Raw genomic sequence first — 19,336 nt, forward strand, 5'->3', positions numbered from 1 at the left:
CGAACGTGACGCAGCACACAGCGGGTTCCCGCAAGTTCGCGGAAATCGTTGTACTGCGGAAACCCTGCATACGCCCCCGTCACGCAGGGGCATACCGCGCGGCGCCGGGAAACCGCGGCTCCCGCGCGTTCGCCGCGCGTGAAACCGTAGGTGACCAGCGAAGACTCGTCCATGGGTGATCGACGGCGGATCGGATCGAAAAAACTGATTGATCGGCGGCCGACCGGTTCCTACGCTGGGCGGTACACAAGAAGGGAGGTGGTTCGGCAGATGTATGACAACCGGACGCGTGAGGTGACTGCGGGCTAGCGGCTCGCCACCACACTCAGTGCGGTGCCGGACCAGTGCGCGACAGATGCGTGCAGCCGGCCCAATCCCAAGCAGTCACCCGACCCGCGAGTCGCCGGTACGTCCGGCCGGCTCCTCCACGGAGGAACCAGACTCGCGGGTCGCCTGCGTTCCGGGGCCCGTCGGCCCGTGCCTGCCGGCCCGCGCCCCTCACCCCATGCTCCTCACCCCATGCTCCTCAGACCGCGATGTCGGCGTAGCCCTCGATGTCGTGCGGGTCCCGGGAGCCGGGGCCCGTGTAGCGGGCGGAGGGGCGGACCAGGCGGCCGGTGCGCTTCTGCTCCAGGATGTGCGCGGACCAGCCGGCGGTGCGGGCGCAGGTGAACATCGAGGTGAACAGGTGGGCCGGGACCTCGGCGAAGTCCAGCATGATGGCGGCCCAGAACTCGACGTTGGTGGCCAGCACCCGGTCGGGCCGGCGGGCGTGGAGCTCGGCGAGGGCGGCCTTCTCCAGGGCCTCGGCGACCTCGTAGCGCGGGGCGCCCAGTTCACGGGCGGTGCGGCGCAGGACGCGGGCGCGGGGGTCCTCCGCGCGGTAGACGCGGTGGCCGAAGCCCATGAGGCGTTCGCCCGCGTCGAGCGTCTTCTTGACGTAGGCCTCGGCGTCGCCGGTGCGCTCGATCTCCTCGATCATGTGCAGGACGCGGGAGGGGGCGCCGCCGTGCAGCGGTCCCGACATGGCGCCGACGGCTCCGGAGAGCGCGGCCGACACGTCGGCGCCGGTGGAGGCGATGACGCGGGCGGTGAAGGTGGAGGCGTTCATGCCGTGCTCGGCGGCGGAGGTCCAGTAGGCGTCGACGGCGGCGACGTGCTTGGGGTCGGGTTCGCCGCGCCAGCGGATCATGAAGCGCTCGACGACGGACCCGGCCTTGTCGATCTCGCGCTGGGGCACCATGGGCAGGCTCTGGCCGCGCGCGGACTGGGCGACGTAGGACAGGGCCATGACGGCGGCGCGGGCGAGGTCGGCGCGGGCCTGCTCGGCGTCGATGTCCAGGAGGGGCTTGAGTCCCCAGACCGGCGCGAGCATGGCGAGGGCCGACTGCACGTCGACGCGGACGTCGCCGGAGTGGACGGGGATGGGGAACGGCTCGGCGGGCGGCAGGCCGGGGTTGAAGGCGCCGTCGACGAGCAGGCCCCAGACGTTCCCGAAGGAGACGTGGCCGACGAGGTCCTCGATGTCGACGCCGCGGTAGCGGAGGGCGCCGCCCTCCTTGTCGGGTTCGGCGATCTCCGTCTCGAACGCGACGACTCCCTCGAGCCCGGGTACGAAGTCGGACATCAGGCGGCTCCTCGTGATCGTGATCTGTGGCGACATGCGCGGCGACCTGGGCGGAAGCGGTGCGGTCGCCTCCATGGATCCACGGTCGTCCCTCGACTCGCGGTCCTGCCGGTCTCCCTGTGATGCCCCGTACGGCAGGCGGTCATCCAACCGGAGCGGGACCAAGCACCATATCCCCGGGCGCCGGGGTTGGGGAGTGGTCGCGGCACTCAGTGCCAGTGCGTGACGAAGGTTCCCGTGCCGAAGGTTCCAGGGCCGCGCGGGGCAGCGGCGCGGATGCGGCAGGATGGGCGGCGTGACCGATCGCGAAGCCGATACCGCCGTGCCCCCCGCGTCCGCCGCCTCCTTGGAACTCGCCTCGATGCGCAAGCAGTACCGGGCCGAGGGGCTGTCCGAGACGGAGCTCGCGGCGACGCCCGTCGAGCAGTTCGCACGCTGGTTCAAGCAGGCGGCGACGGACGGCGGGCTGTTCGAGCCGAACGCCATGGTCGTCTCCACGGCGGACACCCGGGGGCGCCCCAGCTCCCGCACGGTGCTGCTGAAGCACTTCGACGCGCAGGGGTTCGTCTTCTACACCAACTACGACTCCCGCAAGGGCCGCGAGCTGGACGAGAACCCGTACGTCTCGCTGCTGTTCCCGTGGCATCCGATGGCCCGGCAGGTCGTGGTCACGGGGGTCGCGCGACGCACCGGCCGGGACGAGACCGCCGCGTACTTCCGGACCCGTCCGCACGGCTCCCAGCTGGGCGCCTGGGCCAGCGCGCAGTCGACGGTGGTGGCCGGGCGGCGCGCCCTGGACGCGGCGTACGCCGAACTGGCGGCGCGCTACCCGGCCGGCGAGCAGGTGCCGGTGCCGCCGCACTGGGGCGGGTTCCGGGTGGTGCCGGAAACGGTGGAGTTCTGGCAGGGCCGGGAGAACCGCCTGCACGACCGCCTGCGGTACGTCACGGAGACGGACGCCGGGGGCTGGCGGGTGGAGCGGCTGAGCCCGTGACCGAGCAGGCAACCAGCCGGGCGGAGCCTCACAGCTTGCCCCACACCAGCCTGGTGCGGTGGCCGCCGAGAACGCGGGAGAACCGGGACTGGAACCCCGGTGTGAACTGGGGCCAGTTCCAGAACCGGAAGCCGAGGTGGGCGAAGGCGAAATAGTCGTCGGCCCAGCGCCACTCGGGGAGCGGGACGGGCTCGGTGCAGGCCGGGCACGCTACTCGCGCCGATCCGGTCTGCTGCCACTCGTCCACGGCGTCGCCGAAGGGCTGCCAGATCTCGTCGATCGGCTCCCAGCCGTCGGTGACCAGGGACGTGGTGACGGCGCAGTGCGGGCAGGTCACCGCCTCCGGTTCGCCCTGGCCGCCGTCGAAGACTGTGCGCCCCACCTCCACGGCCAGTCCGTCCGATGGCTGCCAGTCGGCGTCCTCCTCCGCCACGGCGCGGTGCCAGTTCGGGCCGGGCGGATGCCCGAGCGGCTCGCCGAGAACACAGCCGGTGCGCTCAGCGAGGACGATGCCCTCGGCCGTCAGCCACCCGACCACGCGGTCGGCAAGCAGTGCCGCCTCGTCGGCCCCCGCATCGAGGTCGACGATGGTCTGGAAATGATCACCCATGCGGAGACCGTAGGCCCCGCCGCTGACAAGGCCTCAGCCCAGCGTCTCGTCCAGCAGTCGCGCCCACGGCAAGAGAGCTATGCGCGGCGCGTCAGTTCGCGAAGCCGGCAACAGGTGACGGTGATGTCGTATCTGCGCGCGTTGTTGCGAGCCGCCCTGGGCAGGACTCTGCGCCGATCAGAGTCCCCTCCCATTTCGTCCAGGACCATGGCCAGCGAGCGCGGATCACCCGGGGTGTAGGGGACGCCGGTGCCCCCGAGGATCTCCCTCACACCGGGAAGATTGGAGTAGACAACCGGAAGTCCGTGCGCCTGGGCCTCAATGAGGACGAGCCCGAAAGCCTCCAGCCCCCTCGTCGTGAAAACGAAAGCGTCGTAATCCGGCAGGCGACTCCACAGTACTCTGCGGGGTAGAAATGGTTCAAAACGAATCCTGCTTCGCAGCCCGAGTTCGACAGTCCGCTGCTCCAGATGCTCCCGTAGGGTTCCGTCACCGATCACGGTCAAGTGGTGCGGCTGGTCGGTTAACGCGAGAGCTTCCACTGCGGTGATCGTGGATTTATTGTCGTCCAGGCGGCCGGCGTGCACCAGAGAGAGGGGACCCGTTCCGGTCGGCGATTCATCGCGCACCCGGGCACCGCTCAAGGGGATACCCCAGGGGATGACGGTGAGCCGGTCGGAGAATTGGCGTCCGGTGAGGCGGTCGATGCGCGCGGCGAGTGCGGAGGTTGGGACAACGATCGCTGTGCTTGCCGCAGCCACCTCATTCATGGCGTCGCGTTCCAGCGCACTGCGCTCGGCCGCCATCACTTCGGGGCCGTGGGCAACGGCGATGACGGGGATGTCGCCGGCGGTCCGGGCGAAGGCCAGGCTGAGAGCGAACCCGAGGTACTGGGCGTGAATGACATCCGGCTGGAACTTCTTGACGAGCGCACCGATCTCACGCGTCAGCTCCGTAACGTACGAGTCGAAGTCCGGTCCGTGAGGACGCTTCGCGGTGGAGAGGGCTATCAGTTGATCAAACGCATCTTTCCAACCTTGATCTACCGGTTCCCTGCCCAGGAAGGTCGTGCGGATTTCAGGCATCGCACCGTAGAGGTCGTTGACGAAAATCATACTCCCGGAAGAAGGCGCGGAAATACGGTTAATACCGGTCAGGACGTGCGGTGACTTGACGGTCACGTGGAAACTCCATTCATGGGTGACCATTAGGCCGGAATCACAGTTGCCTCGGCTCGGGAATCACCGGCGGAGTTCTGTGTCTCGCGCACACGGGGAGGTGCCCACCACGACGCCAGGTGTGGCGTGAACACGGCCATGACTTCCTCGACTGGATGCAAGTATCCCTTCCTATCCTGTTCTGCCGTCCACGCCCTGACTGCCGATCGGGGGTATACAGGATTTATGCCAACTTCTCCCTTGGGGAGGATCCCGTTGAAGGGGGTGGGGATCCCTTCAACGTTCCAGTAATCCCAAGCCTCAAGAGCTTTGGCCTTCTCAAAGCAGTGGTACAACTGTCGGTAGCGGGGCATGTACCGGATCTCACGGAAGACCATCTGGCCGATCAATCCGGGCGCAACTTTGCGAAGCGAACTGAGGTCAGCGCCCTGGAAGGTGACCGATGCCGCATCTTGGGACGGATGCAGCGCAGTGCAGGCGAAAAGGTGGGACAGCCTTCGCCTGACGTACTCAGCGACTCCCGGCCCAAGAGCGGGCTCAATGCCCTCGATGAGCTGGACGAGCCGGTGATGGTGCGGGGCGAAACGGGCCAGGTCGAACAGCTGGCCCATGCTGTCCACTGCGGTGAAGACGAGGCGCTTGTAGAGCCAGTTGTTCAGTTCTCCTGCCTGGGCGCACCTCTTCGTCTCCGGAGCAGCGGAGTGGAGCATCAGGTACTCGGACAGAACCTCAAAATATAAGTAGCCGAGGAATGGCACGTGAGCCACGGCGTCCGACAGCTTGTCGATGAACTCGGTTGCCGGGGTGGCGTGGCCGGCGGCGTTGCGCAGGACGACGTCGAGGAATCCGGCCGCGGTGCCCAGCCTGGCCAGCACGGCGCGGTCGAGCTGGTCGCTCTCGGTCGGCGTGAGGAAGCTCTGGTAGCGCCGGTGGGTACGCAGGTGGATGGGACCGAGATGCAGGTAGTCGACACCCTTGGGCCGGATCGGTGCATCCGGGATGACCTCGAAAACCATGGGCGTCGTGGAAGGCTTCGTCTGCATCAGGTAGGCGCCGAGGTTATGTGGGCGCAGTCCCCCGCGCTGACTGACGAGCGGCGAGCAGTAGAGGGCCCCGACCAGGCAACCGGTGGATACGTGCAACTCCCGGCTCGTGCGGATGGCGTCGATGTTCCTGGTGACGTGCAGCAGGTACATCGGCTGGCCGCTGACGAGCGCTTCGGTCATTGCGTTGTTCTGTATCAGCCAGCCATTGGGGGTTGAACGTTCCAGATATTCACGCCAGTCGCTCTCGCTTTCGGTCAGCGAGGCAGGATTACGACGCTGCACGGGCATGGTGTAGTCCGTGTGTGCGTGCTCCCATTCGTCGCGCAAGACAGCTCCCGGAGATGGAGGATCAGCGTCAGGTGGGCGGGTATTTCGACAAGCTACAGAGTCTCGATGTTCCCTCCGGAAAGACGGTTTCGGCAGTCGAGAACATAGGTCGCGAATTCCTCGATCATTGGGAGGTCGAATCGCGGGTGATCCATGAGAAGAACCACTGCATCAGCGGCTGATACCTCCTCCGGGGTCGCGTCGACCCGGGGCACGTTCAGCTTGGCCTCGTCGCTGTCCGGGATGTTGGGTTCGGCGCCGTAGACGTCGGCGCCGAGATCGATGAGGAGTTCGGCGATGCGTGTTGAAGGGGAATTGCGGAGGTCGGTGGCGTTGTACTTGTAGGTCAGGCCGAGCAGCAGCACCCGAGACCCCCTTACGGGCATGCCGCGCTTGTCGAGTGCCTCCACGAGACGCTGGACCACATAGTCGGGCATGCGCCGGTTCACGTCGTCGGCGAGTTCCGCAAACCGGAAAGGAACTCCAAGCTCCTGCTGGGCCTTCCACGAGAGGAACATCGGGTCAACGGGCAGGCAGTGGCCGCCGACCCCCGGCCCCGGGGTGAACCGTGTGAAGCCGAACGGCTTGGTCGCGGCGGCGTCGATCGCCTCCCAGATGTTCACGTCGAGGGAGGCGGCCAGCATCGCCATCTCGTTGACCATCGAGATGTTGACGAACCGGAAGGTGTTCTCGATCAGCTTGGCCAGTTCGGCGACCTTCGTCCCGGACACCGGCACCGTGGTCTGGAAGATGCCGTCGTAGAACCCCTTGATCACATCGAGTGATCTGGCGTCAGTTCCGGACACCACCTTCGGTGTCCCGTCGAACGACCATCGCTTGTTTCCGATCCGCTCGGGACTGAAGCCGGCCTGGAAGTCCACTCCGCCTTCGAGGCCCGACACTTCTTCCAGAACCGGCACCAGCAGCTCCTCGGTGGTGCCGGGGTAGGACGTGGACTCCAGGACCACCGTCGCGCCGGGGCGAAGGTGCTCGCCCAGCGTCCGAGTGCAGGACTCGATGTGGGTCAGGTCGGGCACGCCGTCCCGCAGCGGAGTCGGCACGGTGACCACCGCGATGTCGAAGCCGGCCAGGTCGGCAGCGTCGACGGTCGCGGCGTAGGCTCCGGAGTTCAGCAGTGCGCGCAGCCGCGAGGATTCCACGTCCCTCACATGGGACCGGCCGGCAGTGAGCTGCTGGACGCGGTGCGGGTCCACGTCGTAGCCGACGACACGATGCCCCACCTCGGCGGCACGTACGGCCAGAGGAAGCCCCACGTAGCCCTGACCAGCGACAACTACCTGCATGACAACTCCTACTCGATTGCGGTGTTTGAATGGACCGTCGTTCCTGATCTGGCGAGGAGAAGCGCTGTGCCCTTGGTGTCGGTCGTGATGCCCGTGTACAACTCGGCAGCGACGTTGAGCGCGGCGGTCCGGTCGGTACTCACGCAGACACACAGCGACCTGGAGCTGCTGGTCACCGACGACCAGTCGTCCGATGACTCCATGGACCTCCTCATGGAGTTCGCCCGGCAGGATGAGCGGGTCCGGCCGAAGCGAGCGCCTGAACGCGGCGGGGCCGGCCGAGCCCGCAACCTGGCCATCGAGCGAGCCAGGGGCGACTTCGTAGCTTTCCTCGACAGCGACGACATGTGGCTTCCGGAGAAGACTGAGAAGCAGCTCGCCTTCGCCACGAAAGGTGATGCGCCGTTGACGTTCACCTCGTACTTCAAGATGGATGCCGACTACGGCGGCGAGAGCACCGACTGGGTTCCGAACGGTCGGGTGATCCGTGCGCAGGAGCACGTGGACTACCGCGCGATGCTGGTCCGAGACCACATTGGTGCCCTCACCGCCATGTACGACCGCGGTGTCCTGGGCACGAGGCTGATGCCGGAGATGCGCAAGCGCCAGGACTACGCCCTCTGGCTGTCGATCATGCGGGATGGCGCTGACGCCCGGGGCCTGGCCGAGCCGCTTGCTGTGTACCGGGCCAACCGGGCGGGGTCGCTGTCCTCCAACAAGCTGTCGCTCGTGCAGTACAACTGGACCCTGTATCGCGAGCACGAGCATCTACCGGTCCCGCGGGCGATGCGGGCGCTGGCCGGCGCTGCGTGGCAGTCGCTGCGCAACTCGCGCATCTAGTTCCTGGGGACCAGAGTCGTCGGCCGGTCACGCGGCCGAGCCGTCGCAGGCGCTCGTACGCAGGAACAACTGGAGGAGCAGCCGCCGGTCAGCGGCAGGGACGGTCTCCTGGCCTCGGCCGAGTGCCTCCCGGCCGTGCAGGAAGCGGCGCTGGTTCACGATGAGGTAGTCCCCCGGCTGGAGCATGAAGGAGACCTGGCCCCGGACGAGTTCTTCGGCGAGTTCCCTGGCGGCGTCGGCGTGCGCCTCGCCGAGGACGGACCTCGCCAGCATCTTGCCGGTGAACCGGACGAACCCCTTGCCCGGGTCGGAGCCGTCCAGAATCGGGAACGGCTTGTACTCCTCGCCCACGCCGAACAGGTCGAAGAAGGTCCCGTAGCGGTAGGCCGACTCCGCCAGCAGGGTGCGGCAGTCCTCCGTCAGACGTGCCGCCGCCGCGTGGGCGTCGGAGAGAATGCTCGGACCGCCGCCGAGCGGGTCGGGGCGAACACACAAGAGCGTGGTGTAGTCCGGGGGCAGGGTCGCGTTCACCAGGTCCATATGGAAGGCGTTGTACCCGATTCCGCTGGATTTGCCGGGATCTTTGTTGATCTTGACCCCGATGTCCTTCCACAGGGGCCACCGCGGGAAGGGCGAGAAGGGGATGGCCACCTCGGCGGCGAAGGTAGTAGCCAGTCGAAGGAACCGGTCATCGTCGGTCCCCAGCGCCTTGGCAAGGCCCCCCAGGCGCAGGACGGCATATCCGCCGCCCTCCCCGGTCAGCGCGCGGCGCAGCGTCGCGACGGTCTGCTCGAACCGTGGGGTGGCCGTCAGCTCGTTCCGGTACTGCTTCATGGTGGACTGCGCGAGGGAGGGACCGTCCAGCTCCCAGGTGGGGAGTAAGAGGTCGGTCAACGCAGCTTCAAGTTCACCCGGGATGTCGATGAACACGCGGAAACTCCCGTCTTTTGGTGCGTTCGGGCGCTGCCGTCGGCCAGGTTCAAGGCGGCCCGAATGCTCGGCTACTTCGTACGGAAAGAAAAACATAGAGCGTCTTGGCGGTTCGAGGAAGTAGAAAATAAGCAACAGACGAAAGTGGCATATGCGAGAACAAAAGAAGCAGTGTCGAGGCACAGCAAATCGCGGTGCATAAAATACCCTTCCGTGGCGCGGGCAGCATTGAATACCTGGGCCATTAGGTCGAGGAGACCTCGTGAATGGATCGGCCCAGGTTTCGAAGGTATGACTCAAGGAGATTTTCGCTCGATCAGTCACCCTCTCTCTGAATCGGAGCTGAAAACCGCCAGGATGGAAGAATCTCGCCATCCTCGGCGGATTCCGTGAAGTCGCCCTCGACGCACCCGGTACACCACGGAGGGCGGCATGGACTACGGCTGGCGGCACGCACGATCACGGCGACAGTGCCCGCCCAGACCGCGATGCCGAAGACGCCGATGAGTGCACACGCCTCTGCACTGCTGGTTACCCTGCTAGTCACTGCCGTTCTCCTCAATAGGGCCTGGTCGACGGCCAACTCGGAAGGGGCGCGCGCCGGCCAAGCCCGCTTCAGGTGACGGGAGGGCCATTCCGAACACCCCCCATCACCGCTTGTGCATCCCAAAGGCGTCTCAATCGAGCCGAGTTGAGATACATGGACCGACCCTCCATGCGCTACTCCAGAGGTCGGAACCGGGCCGTGCCCCCTGGCCGTGCGCATCTCGTTGACCGCGTCCTCACCACCGGCCTCGCCCTCCCGGCATCCCAGCACAGTCAGCCGCTGGGGGCAGTCGGGCTCAGGTCGCACGCCAGTCCCGCCTCGGACAGGAGCGCCAGGGTCCAATCCCCGCTCGGCAGTGGCCACACCTGTCACCCTCACAACCAGAACCTGACGATTTTCCCATCGGAGAGCGGGATCAGCTCGACGCGCCGGGATAAACCGACAACGAGCTGCAACCCCCGACCGTTCTCATCTTCCTCACCGGAGGATCTTGGCTCCGGCTTGGTGAACGATCCGTCCTTCACGTCAACCGCGCCCGAGGACCACACCGTGACCTCGAAACGCTCTCCGGAAGCGTGTTGGACCGCGTTCGTGGCGAGTTCGCCGACGAGCAGCGCGCAGGTGAACGCCTGCTCTTCGGTGCCGCCAGCCCGTGCGAAGGCGCTCGTCACCCAGTCCCGCGCCGCGCCGACCGCAGCCGGCAGTCGCGGAAACGAGCTTCTATCCACGAACGCGATTTCCTGTTGGTGCTGATCTGTGCGCATGGCAGCCTCCAGCACGCGACTGTCGGCCAGCCGCGCAAGACGAACACGCACCGCTACGAGCCCTGCCCGGCGCGTCGCCACCGAGTGTGCTGCGTACGTAACTGCGTACGCAACCCCAAAGCTCGAATTGCCCCCGGACGTGCCACGATCGGGTGGCTTCGCGCTACCCTGCGGGCGGAAACCCGCCGACAGAAGGGAGGGGTGATCTTGGCGGTCAACACCGCAGCCCTGCGGGCACGCAAGCGGTTCGGCGAAGAGCTGGCGCGCGTGCGCAAGAACACGCTCCGCGACGGCAAACGCGTCCAGCAGATCGACGTCGCCAAGGCGATCGGGCGCGCCACCTACCACCGCTACTCGCAGATCGAGACCGGCAAGTCATGGCCCAAGGACGACGAGTGGGCCACGATCTGCAAGTTCCTCAAAATGGACCCGGTCACGCGGGCCAAGTTGTCCACGATGATCAGCGAAGGCAAGGCCATCGCCGGCGCATGGTGGACCGACTATCAGGAGGACTTCCCCGAGAGCCTCATCGAGTTCATCGCCTTCGAGGACGCCGCCGCACGCATCATCACTTCGGCGGTCGGGGCGATTCCGGCTCTGCTGCAAACGGCCGACTACGCCCGCGCCTGGACCGAAGCGGTGGCCAGCTCGGTCCTGACCCCGGACCGGTTGGAGCGATCCGTCACGCTGCGCCGCAGCCGACGAAACGTCTTCGAGAGGCCGCGCCCGGCCTCCCTCGAAGTCATCGTCAGCGAGGCTGTGTTGAAGCAGGAAGTGGGCGGAAAGAGGGTCATGTACGAACAGCTCGGCTCACTGCTGGACGACGCCGCGAAGCACAGGGTTACGTTCCGGGTCATCGCAGATTCAGCCCCGGCGACCCTCGTGTACCCCTTGAATCTCCTGGAGTTCGACGGGGAGGGCGAGGACCCCATCGCCGTGTACGACACGATGACGGGAATGCTGCTCCGGAATGCCTCTCGGGACGTTCGGGAGGCGCGCTACTACCTCGACGCCATGCGGGCGCTGTCCATGACCCCTGCGGAGTCGCTGGATATTGTTCGATCGATCAGGAAAGAGCTGTCCCGTGTCTGACCAGTCCGCCCTCGCGAGCCAGATCGTCTCCGAGGGAGATTTCTTCAAGTCGTCCTACTCCGGCAGCGGCAGCGGTTCAGAATGCCTGGAAGTGGCGCCGCTCGCCGGCGGCATACGGGTACGGGACTCCAAGAACAAGCGGGGCGCCGTGCTCAACTTCCCCTCCGTGGGCTTCCAGGCGCTCCTCGCAGCAGTGAAGGATCCCGGTTCCCCTCTTGCCGGCTGACCTACGGGACGAGGCCTGCAGCCTGATGGTTCAAGGGGCGGGCCTCGTCATGACCGCCGCCGTGGCTTCGGCTCCCCCGCGATCGTCCTTTTCCCCTTGCGTGCGGGCAGCTTGGGCTGGTCCGTCCTGTCGGTCCCCAGCGCCTCGTCCAGCAGCCTCGCCCACTGCGCCACCACCCGCCCCCGCCGTGCCCCGTCGTCGGTGAGGAGGTTGGCGAGGCCCAGGCCGCGGGCCATGTCCAGGAGGCCCTGGACGGTTTCGCGGGTGCCGGGGCGGGACTCGTCGGCGCCGAGGAGGTCGACGGCGATGCGGTGGGTCTCGCGGCCGACGCGGGCCTCCAGCTCGGTGACCCGGGCGCGCAGCTGCTCCTCGTCACAGGCGGCCACCCACAGGTGCAGGGCGGCGCGGAAGAGGGGGCCGGTGTAGAGGTCGACGAGGGCGGCGACGACGGCCCGGCGGTCACCGGGTGCCGCGCCCTCGGGGAACAGGGCGCGCAGCGCGGTGGAGCGTTCCTCGGCGACGTACTCCACGGCCGCCGTGAAGAGGTCCTCGCGGGTCGGGAAGTGGTGCTGGGCGGCCCCGCGCGAGACGCCGGCGTGTTCGGCGACGACGGTGACCGTGGACCCGGCCCAGCCGCGCTCCGCGAGGCAGGCCACGGCGGCCTCCAGGAGCCGTTGTCGGGTGGCCCGGCTGCGGTCCTGCTTGGGGACGCGTTCGGCGCGCTCCGCCGTGTTCGCGGCGTCGTTCACACCACCCATGCGGGATCCCGTCGTTCGAGGAAGGCCGTCATCCCCTCGCGGGCCTGCGCGGAGGCGAACAGCCGGGCCGAGAGCGCGGTGAGGTCGGCCGCATCCCGGTCGAAGGCCTCCAGCACCCTAGCCGTGAGCAGCCGTTTCGTCTCGGCCAGACCTTGTGGTGAGGCGCGGCGCACACCGTCGAGGACGGGTTCGAGTACGGCGTCCACGTCGTCGCCCGCCGCCGTGAGCAGGCCGATGCGGGCGGCCTCGGCGGCGTCGAAGCGTTCGCCGGTGAGGCAGTACCGGGCGAGGGCGCGGGGGTCGGTGCGCGGCAGCAGGGTCAGCGAGACGACGGCGGGCGCCACGCCGATGCGGACCTCGGTGAGGGCGAAGGTGGACGCGGCCGAGGCGACCGCGATGTCACAGGCGCCGACCAGGCCGAGGCCGCCCGCGCGGACGTGCCCGGCGACCCGGGCGATCACCGGTTTGGGCACCTCGGCGACCTGCCGGAACAGGCCGGTGAGGGCGTCCGGGTCGGGCGGGTCGCGCAGGTCGGCGCCCGCGCTGAAGGTGGTGCCGGTGTGGGTGAGGACGACGGCGCGGACCTCGGGGTCGGCGCCCGCGTCCGCGAGGGCGGCGGAGAGGTCGCCGACGAGGGCGGCGGACAGGGCGTTGCGGTGGTGCGGGGAGTCGAGGGTGAGGGTCTCGACGCCCCGCGCGCGGGTGCGGGCGACCGTGGTCACTGGTGGTGCTCCCTCAGCTGCCGGCGCAGGATCTTGCCGGACGCGGCCCGGGGCACGGCGTCGGTGAAGGTGACCTTGCGGACGCGTTTGTAGGGGGCGACGCGTTCGGCGACGTACATCATGATCTCGCTCTCGGAGGGACCGGGCGGGGCCGGAGCGCGTACGACGAAGGCGTGCGGGACCTCGTTGCCGTCCTCGTTGTACTCGCCGACCACGGCCGCGTCGGCGACGCCGGGGTGGGCGAGCAGGAGGGCCTCCAGTTCGGCGGGGGCGACCTGGAAGCCCTTGTACTTGATCAGTTCCTTGACACGGTCGACGACGAACAGCCAGCCGTCCGCGTCCACGTGTCCGACGTCCCCCGTGTGCAGCCAGCCGTCCGCGTCGATCATGGCGGCCGTGGCGTCGGGGCGGCCCAGGTAGCCCTTCATGATCTGAGGCCCGCGGATGAGGATCTCCCCGGCCTCGCCGGTACCGAGGTCCGCGCCGGGCTCGGTGAGGGAGACGATGCGCATCTCGGTGCCGGCGATGAGCTTGCCGACGGTGCCGGGCGGCGCGTCGGACATGGCGTCCAGGGGGACGACGTGGGTGCCGGGGGACAGTTCCGTCATGCCGTACGCCTGGCCGACGGGCGGCAGGCCGAGCCGCCGGGAGCAGGCGGCGGCGAGGCGGGCGTCCAGCGGGGCGGCGGCGCTGACGACGTACTTCAGCGAGGAGAGGTCGTACTCGGCGACCAGGGGGTGCTTGGCCAGGGCCAGGACGATGGGCGGGGCGACGTAGAGGCTCGTGATGCGGTGGTTCTGGATGGCGGCGAGGAACTGCTCCAGGTCGAAGCGGGGCAGGACGACGACGGTGGCGCCGAGCCGCAGCGGGGCGTTCATCAGGGCCGTGAGGCCGTAGATGTGGAAGAACGGCAGCACGGCGAGGACGCGGTCGCCGGGTGCGGACGGCATCGACGGCTGGAGCTGGGCGAGGTTGGTGGCGATCTGCCGGTGGGTGAGCATGACGCCCTTGGGTGTGCCGGTGGTGCCCGAGGAGTACGGCAGGGCGGCGACGTCCTCGGCGGGGTCGACGGCGACCTCGGGTTCGGGGGCGGTCGAGGCCAGCAGGTCGATGAGCGAGCGGTGGCCGGGCGCGCTGTCGCAGACCAGGATCTCCTGGATGCCGCCCGCGAGTTCGGCGGCCCGGCGGGCGGTGTCGAGCAGCGGTGAGACGGTGACGATCCAGCGGGCGTGCGCGTCGCCCAGCTGCTTGGCGAACTCCTCCGCCGTGGCCAGCGGATGCACCGTGGTGACGGAGGCGCCCGCGCGGGTGGCGGCGTAGAAGGCCAGCGGGAAGGCGACGGTGTTGGGGCTGTGCAGGGCGAGGACGTCGCCCTTGCGCACGCCGGTCTCGGCGAGGGCGGCGGCGACGCGCCGGTGGAAGCGGTCCACCTGTTCGTACGTGAGGGTGGTGCCGTCGGTGCCGTCGATCAGCGCCGGGGTGGCGCCGAACGCGGCGGCCCCGCCGAGCACCGCGTCGTGGATGGGCAGGTCGACGGGCGGGACGTCTGCGTACTCGCTCCGGAACACGGTTCCTCCAACGCCGCTCGGACACGGACTGGTACGGGGCTGGTGCGGCTGGTGCGGCTGGTGCGGCTAGTACGACTTGGGCAGGCCCAGGGTCTGGTGGGAGACGTAGTTGAGGATCATCTCGCGGCTCACCGGCGCGATACGGGCGACGCGCGACGCCGCTATCAGCCGGCCGAGCCCGTACTCGCGGGTGAGGCCGTTGCCGCCGAGGGTGTGCACGGCCTGGTCGACGGCCCGCACACAGGCCTCCCCGGCCGCGTACTTGGCCATGTTGGCGGCCTCGCCCGCGCCCGCGTCGTCACCGGCGTCGTAGAGGTGGGCCGCCTTCTGCATCATCAGGCGGGCGAGTTCCAGGTCGATGTGCGCCTGTGCGAGGGGGTGGGCGATGGCCTGGTGGGCGCCGATGGGCGTCTTCCAGACGGTGCGCTCGCGGGCGTATTCGAGGGCCTTGCCCAGAGCGAAGCGGCCCATGCCGATGCCGAACGCGGCCGTCATGACGCGCTCGGGGTTGAGCCCGGCGAACAGCTGGAGCAGCCCGGCGTCCTCATCACCTACCAGGGCGTCGGCGGGCAGCCGTACGTCGTCGAGGACCAGCTCGAACTGCCGCTCGACGGCGCTGAGTTCCATGTCGATGGCGCGGCGCTCGAAGCCGGGGGTGTCGCGCGGGACGATGAAGAGGCAGGGCTTGAGCCTGCCGGTGCGGGCGTCGTCCGTGCGGCCGACGATCAGGGTGGCGTCGGCGATGTCGACGCCGGAGACGAAGACCTTGCGGCCGCTGAGGATCCAGTCGGTGCCGTCGCGGCGGGCGGTGGTGGTGATGCGGTGGCTGTTGGAACCGGCGTCGGGCTCGGTGATGCCGAAGGCCATGAGGCGGGTGCCGTCGGCGAGCCGCGGGAGCCACTCGCGTTTCTGCTCCTCGGTGCCGAAGCGGGCGATCACCGTGCCGCAGATCGCCGGGGAGACGATCATCATGAGCAGGGGGTTTCCGGCGGCGCCCAGCTCTTCGAGGACGAGGGCGAGTTCGGTGATGCCGGCACCGCCCCCGCCGTATGCCTCCGGCAGGTTGACGCCTATGTAGCCGAGCTTGGCGGCTTCTTGCCAGAGGCGGGTGTTGTCTTCGGCCTCGAGGGCGGTGGGGTGGGTCTTGGCGAAGGCCGAGACCGCTGCGCGGAGGGACTTGTGCTCTTCGGATTCCAGGAGGGTGGTCAACTCTGTGCTCCTTCGGGTGCGGGTTCGTCGTGGCTGGTCGCGCCCACGCGGCGGAGCCGCATGTTCAATGCAGCCCCGGGCCCTGGTCGGCGTCTCCCTCGACGACGGCCAGGAGGGTGCCGACCTCCACTTGCCGTCCAGGGGCCACCGGGAGCGCGGTCAGCTTCCCCGTCACCGGGGCCGTGATGCGGTGTTCCATCTTCATGGCCTCCAGCCACAGCAGGGGCCGGCCCGCCTCCACCCTCGCCCCCTCCGTCAGGCCCTCCGCGACGCGGACGACCGTGCCCGGCATGGGCGCGAGGAGGGAGCCCGGGGCGTGCTGGGCGGCGGGGTCGGGGAAGCGGGGCAGGGCGGTGAGGGTGGTGGTGTTGACGTGGACGCGGTCGTCGCCGTAGCGGGCGACGTCGAAGCGGTGCCGTACGCCGTCCGCTTCGAGGACGACGCGCCCGGCGTCGGCGTGGACGACGCGTACGCCGTCGGCGGCGAGGCCGGTGCGGGTGTGGTGGTAGCGGACCTCGTGCTCCTCGCCCGCCACGGCGTACCGCTTGACCTGCGCCTGTGAGGGCAGGTTGCGCCAGCCGCCGAAGCGGCCCGCGCGGCTGCTCGCGTCGGCGAGGGCGGCGGCGAGCGGGACCAGGGAGGCGAGCGGGCCGCCCGTCCCGGGGTGGGTCAGGTCGGCCAGGTGACGGTCGTAGAAGCCGGTGTCCATGCGGCCGGACGTGAACTCCTCGTGCCGCAGCGAGCGGACGAGCAGGTCGCGGTTGGTGACGGGGCCGTGGACGGCGGCCCGTTCCAGTGCTCCGGCGAGACGGCGGACGGCCTCCGCGCGCGTGGGCGCGTGGGCGACCACTTTGGCGAGCATCGGGTCGTAGTGGACGCCGATGTCGTCGCCGTCGGTGTAGCCGGTGTCCAGGCGGATGCCGTCCGGGACGGCGAGGCGGTGCAGGCGGCCGGTCTGCGGGGCCCAGCCGTGGGCCGGGTCCTCGGCGTACAGGCGGGCCTCGACGGCGTGCCCCCGCGCGCGCGGGGGATCGTTCTCGAGGGCGTGGCCTTCGGCGATGCGGAGCTGGAGGGCGACGAGATCGATGCCGAAGACGGCTTCCGTGACGGGGTGTTCGACCTGGAGCCGGGTGTTCATCTCCAGGAAGTGCGCCCGGCCGTCGGCGACGAGGAACTCGACGGTCCCGGCGCCGGCGTAGTCGACGGCGCGGGCGGCGCGTACGGCCAGCTCGTGCAGCGTGGAGGCGAGTTCGGGCGCCAGGCCGGGTGCCGGGGCCTCCTCGATCACCTTCTGGTGGCGGCGCTGGAGGGAGCAGTCGCGGGTGCCGAGCGCCCAGACCGTGCCGTGGGTGTCGGCGAGAATCTGCACCTCGACGTGGCGGCCGTTCTCCAGGTACGGCTCGACGAACACCTCGCCGTCGCCGAAGGCGCTCGCGGCCTCCGCGCGGGCGGCGGTCAGTTCGGCGTCCAGGTCGGCGAGGTCCCGTACGACGCGCATGCCGCGTCCGCCGCCGCCCGCCGCCGCCTTCACCAGCACCGGCAGGTCGGCCTCGGTGACGTCGGTTTCGCCGGTGAGGGGCGCGACGCCCATCAGCTCCTTGGCGCGGGTCTTGGACGCCATCGCCTCGATGGCCTCGGGCGGCGGCCCGATCCACACCAGCCCGGCGTCGCGTACGGCGCGTGCGAAGCCGGCGTTCTCGGAGAGGAAGCCGTAGCCGGGGTGGACGGCGTCGGCTCCGGCGGCGATCGCGGCCTTCACGATCAGGTCGCCGCGCAGGTAGGTGTCGGCGGGCGACGCGCCCGGCAGGCGTACGGCGGCGTCGGCCACGCGCGCGTGGAGGGCGTTCTCGTCGGCGTCGGAGTGCACGGCGACGGTGCGGATGCCCGCCTCGCGGCAGGTGCGGAAGATCCGGCAGGCGATCTCGCCCCGGTTGGCGACCAGTACGGAAGCAATCACGTGGTTCCTCACATCCGGAAGACGCCGAAGCCGCCGCGCGCGCCCTCGTAGGGCGCGTTGTGGACGGCGGACAGGCACAGGCCGAGGACGGTACGGGTGTCGCGCGGGTCGATGACGCCGTCGTCGTAGAGCCGCCCGGACAGGAACATGGGCAGCGACTCGGACTCGATCTGCTGCTCCACCATGGCGCGCAGCGCCGCGTCGCCCTCGTCGTCGTACGGCTGCCCCTTCGCGGCGGCGGACTGGCGGGCGACGATGGACAGGACGCCGGCGAGCTGCTGCGGCCCCATGACGGCGGACTTGGCGCTGGGCCAGGCGAAGAGGAAGCGGGGGTCGTAGGCGCGGCCGCACATGCCGTAGTGCCCGGCGCCGTACGACGCCCCCATGAGGACGGACAGGTGGGGGACGCGGGAGTTGGAGACGGCGTTGATCATCATGGCGCCGTGCTTGATGATGCCGCCCTGCTCGTACTCCCTGCCGACCATGTAGCCCGTGGTGTTGTGCAGGAAGAGGAGCGGAATGTCGCGCTGGTTGGCGAGCTGGATGAACTGGGCGGCCTTCTGCGACTCCTCGCTGAACAGGACGCCCCGGGCGTTGGCGAGAATGCCGACCGGGTAGCCGTGCAGGGCCGCCCAGCCGGTGGTCAGGCTCGTCCCGTACAGCGGTTTGAACTCGTCGAAGTCGGAGGCGTCGACAATCCGGGCGATCACCTCGCGCGGGTCGAAGGGGGTACGCAGGTCGCCGGGGACGATGCCGAGAAGTTCCTCGGGGTCGTACTTGGGCGGCTCGGCGAAGGGCGGATCGGCGTACGCCTTGCGGTGGTTGAGGCGCGCGACGACCCGACGGGCCTGGCGCAGGGCGTCGGGCTCGTCGAGGGCGAAGTGGTCGGCGAGGCCGGAGGTGCGCGCGTGCATCTCGGCGCCGCCCAGCGACTCGTCGTCGCTCTCCTCACCGGTGGCCATCTTGACCAGGGGCGGCCCGCCGAGGAACACCTTGGCGCGCTCCTTGACCATGATCACGTGGTCGGACATGCCGGGGATGTAGGCGCCCCCGGCGGTGGAGTTGCCGAAGACGACGGCGACGGTGGGGATACCGGCCGCCGACAGCCGGGTCAGGTCCCGGAAGATCGCGCCGCCGGGGATGAAGATCTCCTTCTGGGAGGGCAGGTCGGCGCCGCCGGACTCGACGAGGCTGATGCAGGGCAGCCGGTTGGCGAGTGCGATGTCGTTGGCGCGCAGGGCCTTCTTCAGCGACCAGGGGTTGCTGGCGCCGCCGCGTACGGTCGGGTCGTTGGCAGTGATCAGGCACTCGACGCCCTCGACGACTCCGATGCCGGTGACGAGGGAGGCGCCGACCGTGTACTCGGGGGCCTCGCTCCCCCAGGCGGCCAGCGGGGACAGCTCCAGGAACGGCGTGTCGGGGTCGAGGAGCAGTTCGATGCGCTCGCGGGCGAGGAGCTTGCCGCGCTTGCGGTGCCGGGCGACGTACTTCTCGCCGCCGCCCGCGAGGGCCTTGGCGTGCTCGGCGTCCAGGTCGGCGAGTTTGGCGAGCATCGCGTCGCGGTTGGCCCGGTGGTCGGGGGCGGCGGGGTCGAGGGCGGAGGTCAGGACGGTCACAGCGGGGCCTCCGGGGTGGGG

General features: G+C 69.3%; 17 protein-coding genes. 4 read left to right on the plus strand and 13 right to left on the minus strand.

The annotated features are described in order from the left end of the window. Positions 1–526: 526 nt before the first annotated feature. Positions 527–1,627 carry a citrate synthase 2 gene (locus HZS56_RS26600; protein ID WP_216723312.1) on the minus strand — a complete coding sequence of 367 codons (1,101 nt, stop codon included), beginning with the start codon at positions 1,625–1,627 and terminating at the stop codon, positions 527–529. Positions 1,628–1,913: 286 nt separating this feature from the next. Between HZS56_RS26600 and pdxH the strand changes: the two genes are divergently transcribed. Continuing rightward, on the plus strand, positions 1,914–2,621 hold the full coding sequence (gene pdxH / locus HZS56_RS26605) for a pyridoxamine 5'-phosphate oxidase (protein ID WP_216723313.1): 708 nt from the start codon (positions 1,914–1,916) through the stop codon (positions 2,619–2,621). 28 nt (positions 2,622–2,649) lie between these two features. On the opposite strand, the gene HZS56_RS26610 is transcribed toward pdxH, so the two are convergent. The 4 genes from HZS56_RS26610 to HZS56_RS26625 form a co-directional block, all read right to left on the minus strand. Further along, positions 2,650–3,231: a hypothetical protein gene (locus HZS56_RS26610; protein WP_216723314.1), complete on the minus strand. Its 582-nt coding sequence runs from the start codon at positions 3,229–3,231 to the stop codon at positions 2,650–2,652. A gap of 77 nt (positions 3,232–3,308) precedes the next feature. After that, a complete protein-coding gene (locus HZS56_RS26615) occupies positions 3,309–4,412 on the minus strand; it encodes a glycosyltransferase family 4 protein (protein WP_308408164.1) in 1,104 nt (367 codons plus the stop codon). Between the two features lie 26 nt (positions 4,413–4,438). Continuing rightward, positions 4,439–5,782, minus strand: coding sequence for a hypothetical protein (locus tag HZS56_RS26620; RefSeq protein ID WP_216723316.1), 1,344 nt, complete (start codon positions 5,780–5,782; stop codon positions 4,439–4,441). A gap of 53 nt (positions 5,783–5,835) precedes the next feature. Beyond that, positions 5,836–7,086, minus strand: coding sequence for a nucleotide sugar dehydrogenase (locus tag HZS56_RS26625; protein ID WP_216723317.1), 1,251 nt, complete (start codon positions 7,084–7,086; stop codon positions 5,836–5,838). 66 nt (positions 7,087–7,152) lie between these two features. Between HZS56_RS26625 and HZS56_RS26630 the strand changes: the two genes are divergently transcribed. Next, complete coding sequence (locus HZS56_RS26630; RefSeq protein WP_216723318.1) at positions 7,153–7,926, plus strand: glycosyltransferase family 2 protein; 774 nt, start codon at positions 7,153–7,155, stop codon at positions 7,924–7,926. A gap of 27 nt (positions 7,927–7,953) precedes the next feature. Here HZS56_RS26630 and HZS56_RS26635 read toward each other — a convergent pair whose 3' ends face one another. Next, positions 7,954–8,820, minus strand: a complete 867-nt coding sequence (locus tag HZS56_RS26635; RefSeq protein ID WP_253914903.1) for a TauD/TfdA family dioxygenase — start codon at positions 8,818–8,820, stop codon at positions 7,954–7,956. A gap of 957 nt (positions 8,821–9,777) precedes the next feature. Continuing rightward, positions 9,778–10,167 carry an ATP-binding protein gene (locus HZS56_RS26640; protein ID WP_216723319.1) on the minus strand — a complete coding sequence of 130 codons (390 nt, stop codon included), beginning with the start codon at positions 10,165–10,167 and terminating at the stop codon, positions 9,778–9,780. A gap of 207 nt (positions 10,168–10,374) precedes the next feature. On the opposite strand from HZS56_RS26640, the gene HZS56_RS26645 reads away from it, so the two are divergent. Continuing rightward, positions 10,375–11,259 carry a DUF5753 domain-containing protein gene (locus HZS56_RS26645; protein WP_216723320.1) on the plus strand — a complete coding sequence of 295 codons (885 nt, stop codon included), beginning with the start codon at positions 10,375–10,377 and terminating at the stop codon, positions 11,257–11,259. Next, the gene (locus HZS56_RS26650; RefSeq protein WP_308408165.1) at positions 11,252–11,485 is read left to right on the plus strand and encodes a DUF397 domain-containing protein; all 234 of its coding nucleotides are present in this window, start codon (positions 11,252–11,254) and stop codon (positions 11,483–11,485) included. The genes HZS56_RS26645 and HZS56_RS26650 overlap by 8 nt, the downstream gene beginning before the upstream one ends. A gap of 47 nt (positions 11,486–11,532) precedes the next feature. Here the strand turns inward: HZS56_RS26650 and HZS56_RS26655 are convergent, their stop codons facing one another. From HZS56_RS26655 to HZS56_RS26680, 6 genes are all read right to left on the minus strand, one after another. Continuing rightward, entirely contained in the window at positions 11,533–12,243 is a 711-nt protein-coding gene (locus HZS56_RS26655; protein WP_253914905.1) for a TetR/AcrR family transcriptional regulator, read from the minus strand. Then, positions 12,231–12,965 carry an enoyl-CoA hydratase family protein gene (locus HZS56_RS26660; protein ID WP_216723321.1) on the minus strand — a complete coding sequence of 245 codons (735 nt, stop codon included), beginning with the start codon at positions 12,963–12,965 and terminating at the stop codon, positions 12,231–12,233. Before HZS56_RS26660 ends, HZS56_RS26655 begins: the two co-directional genes overlap by 13 nt. Then, positions 12,962–14,533 (minus strand): 4-coumarate--CoA ligase family protein, encoded by a 1,572-nt coding sequence (locus HZS56_RS26665; RefSeq protein ID WP_216723322.1) that lies wholly within the window; start codon positions 14,531–14,533, stop codon positions 12,962–12,964. Before HZS56_RS26665 ends, HZS56_RS26660 begins: the two co-directional genes overlap by 4 nt. 66 nt (positions 14,534–14,599) lie before the next feature. Continuing rightward, complete coding sequence (locus HZS56_RS26670; protein ID WP_216723323.1) at positions 14,600–15,742, minus strand: acyl-CoA dehydrogenase family protein; 1,143 nt, start codon at positions 15,740–15,742, stop codon at positions 14,600–14,602. A 64-nt stretch (positions 15,743–15,806) separates the two neighbouring features. After that, positions 15,807–17,699 carry an acetyl/propionyl/methylcrotonyl-CoA carboxylase subunit alpha gene (locus HZS56_RS26675; RefSeq protein WP_216723324.1) on the minus strand — a complete coding sequence of 631 codons (1,893 nt, stop codon included), beginning with the start codon at positions 17,697–17,699 and terminating at the stop codon, positions 15,807–15,809. Positions 17,700–17,707: 8 nt separating this feature from the next. After that, a complete protein-coding gene (locus tag HZS56_RS26680) occupies positions 17,708–19,315 on the minus strand; it encodes an acyl-CoA carboxylase subunit beta (RefSeq protein WP_216723330.1) in 1,608 nt (535 codons plus the stop codon). Positions 19,316–19,336: the final 21 nt, after the last annotated feature.

Origin of the sequence: Streptomyces mayonensis (genome assembly GCF_018982965.1) — a bacterium.
GTDB lineage: Bacteria > Actinomycetota > Actinomycetes > Streptomycetales > Streptomycetaceae > Streptomyces > Streptomyces mayonensis.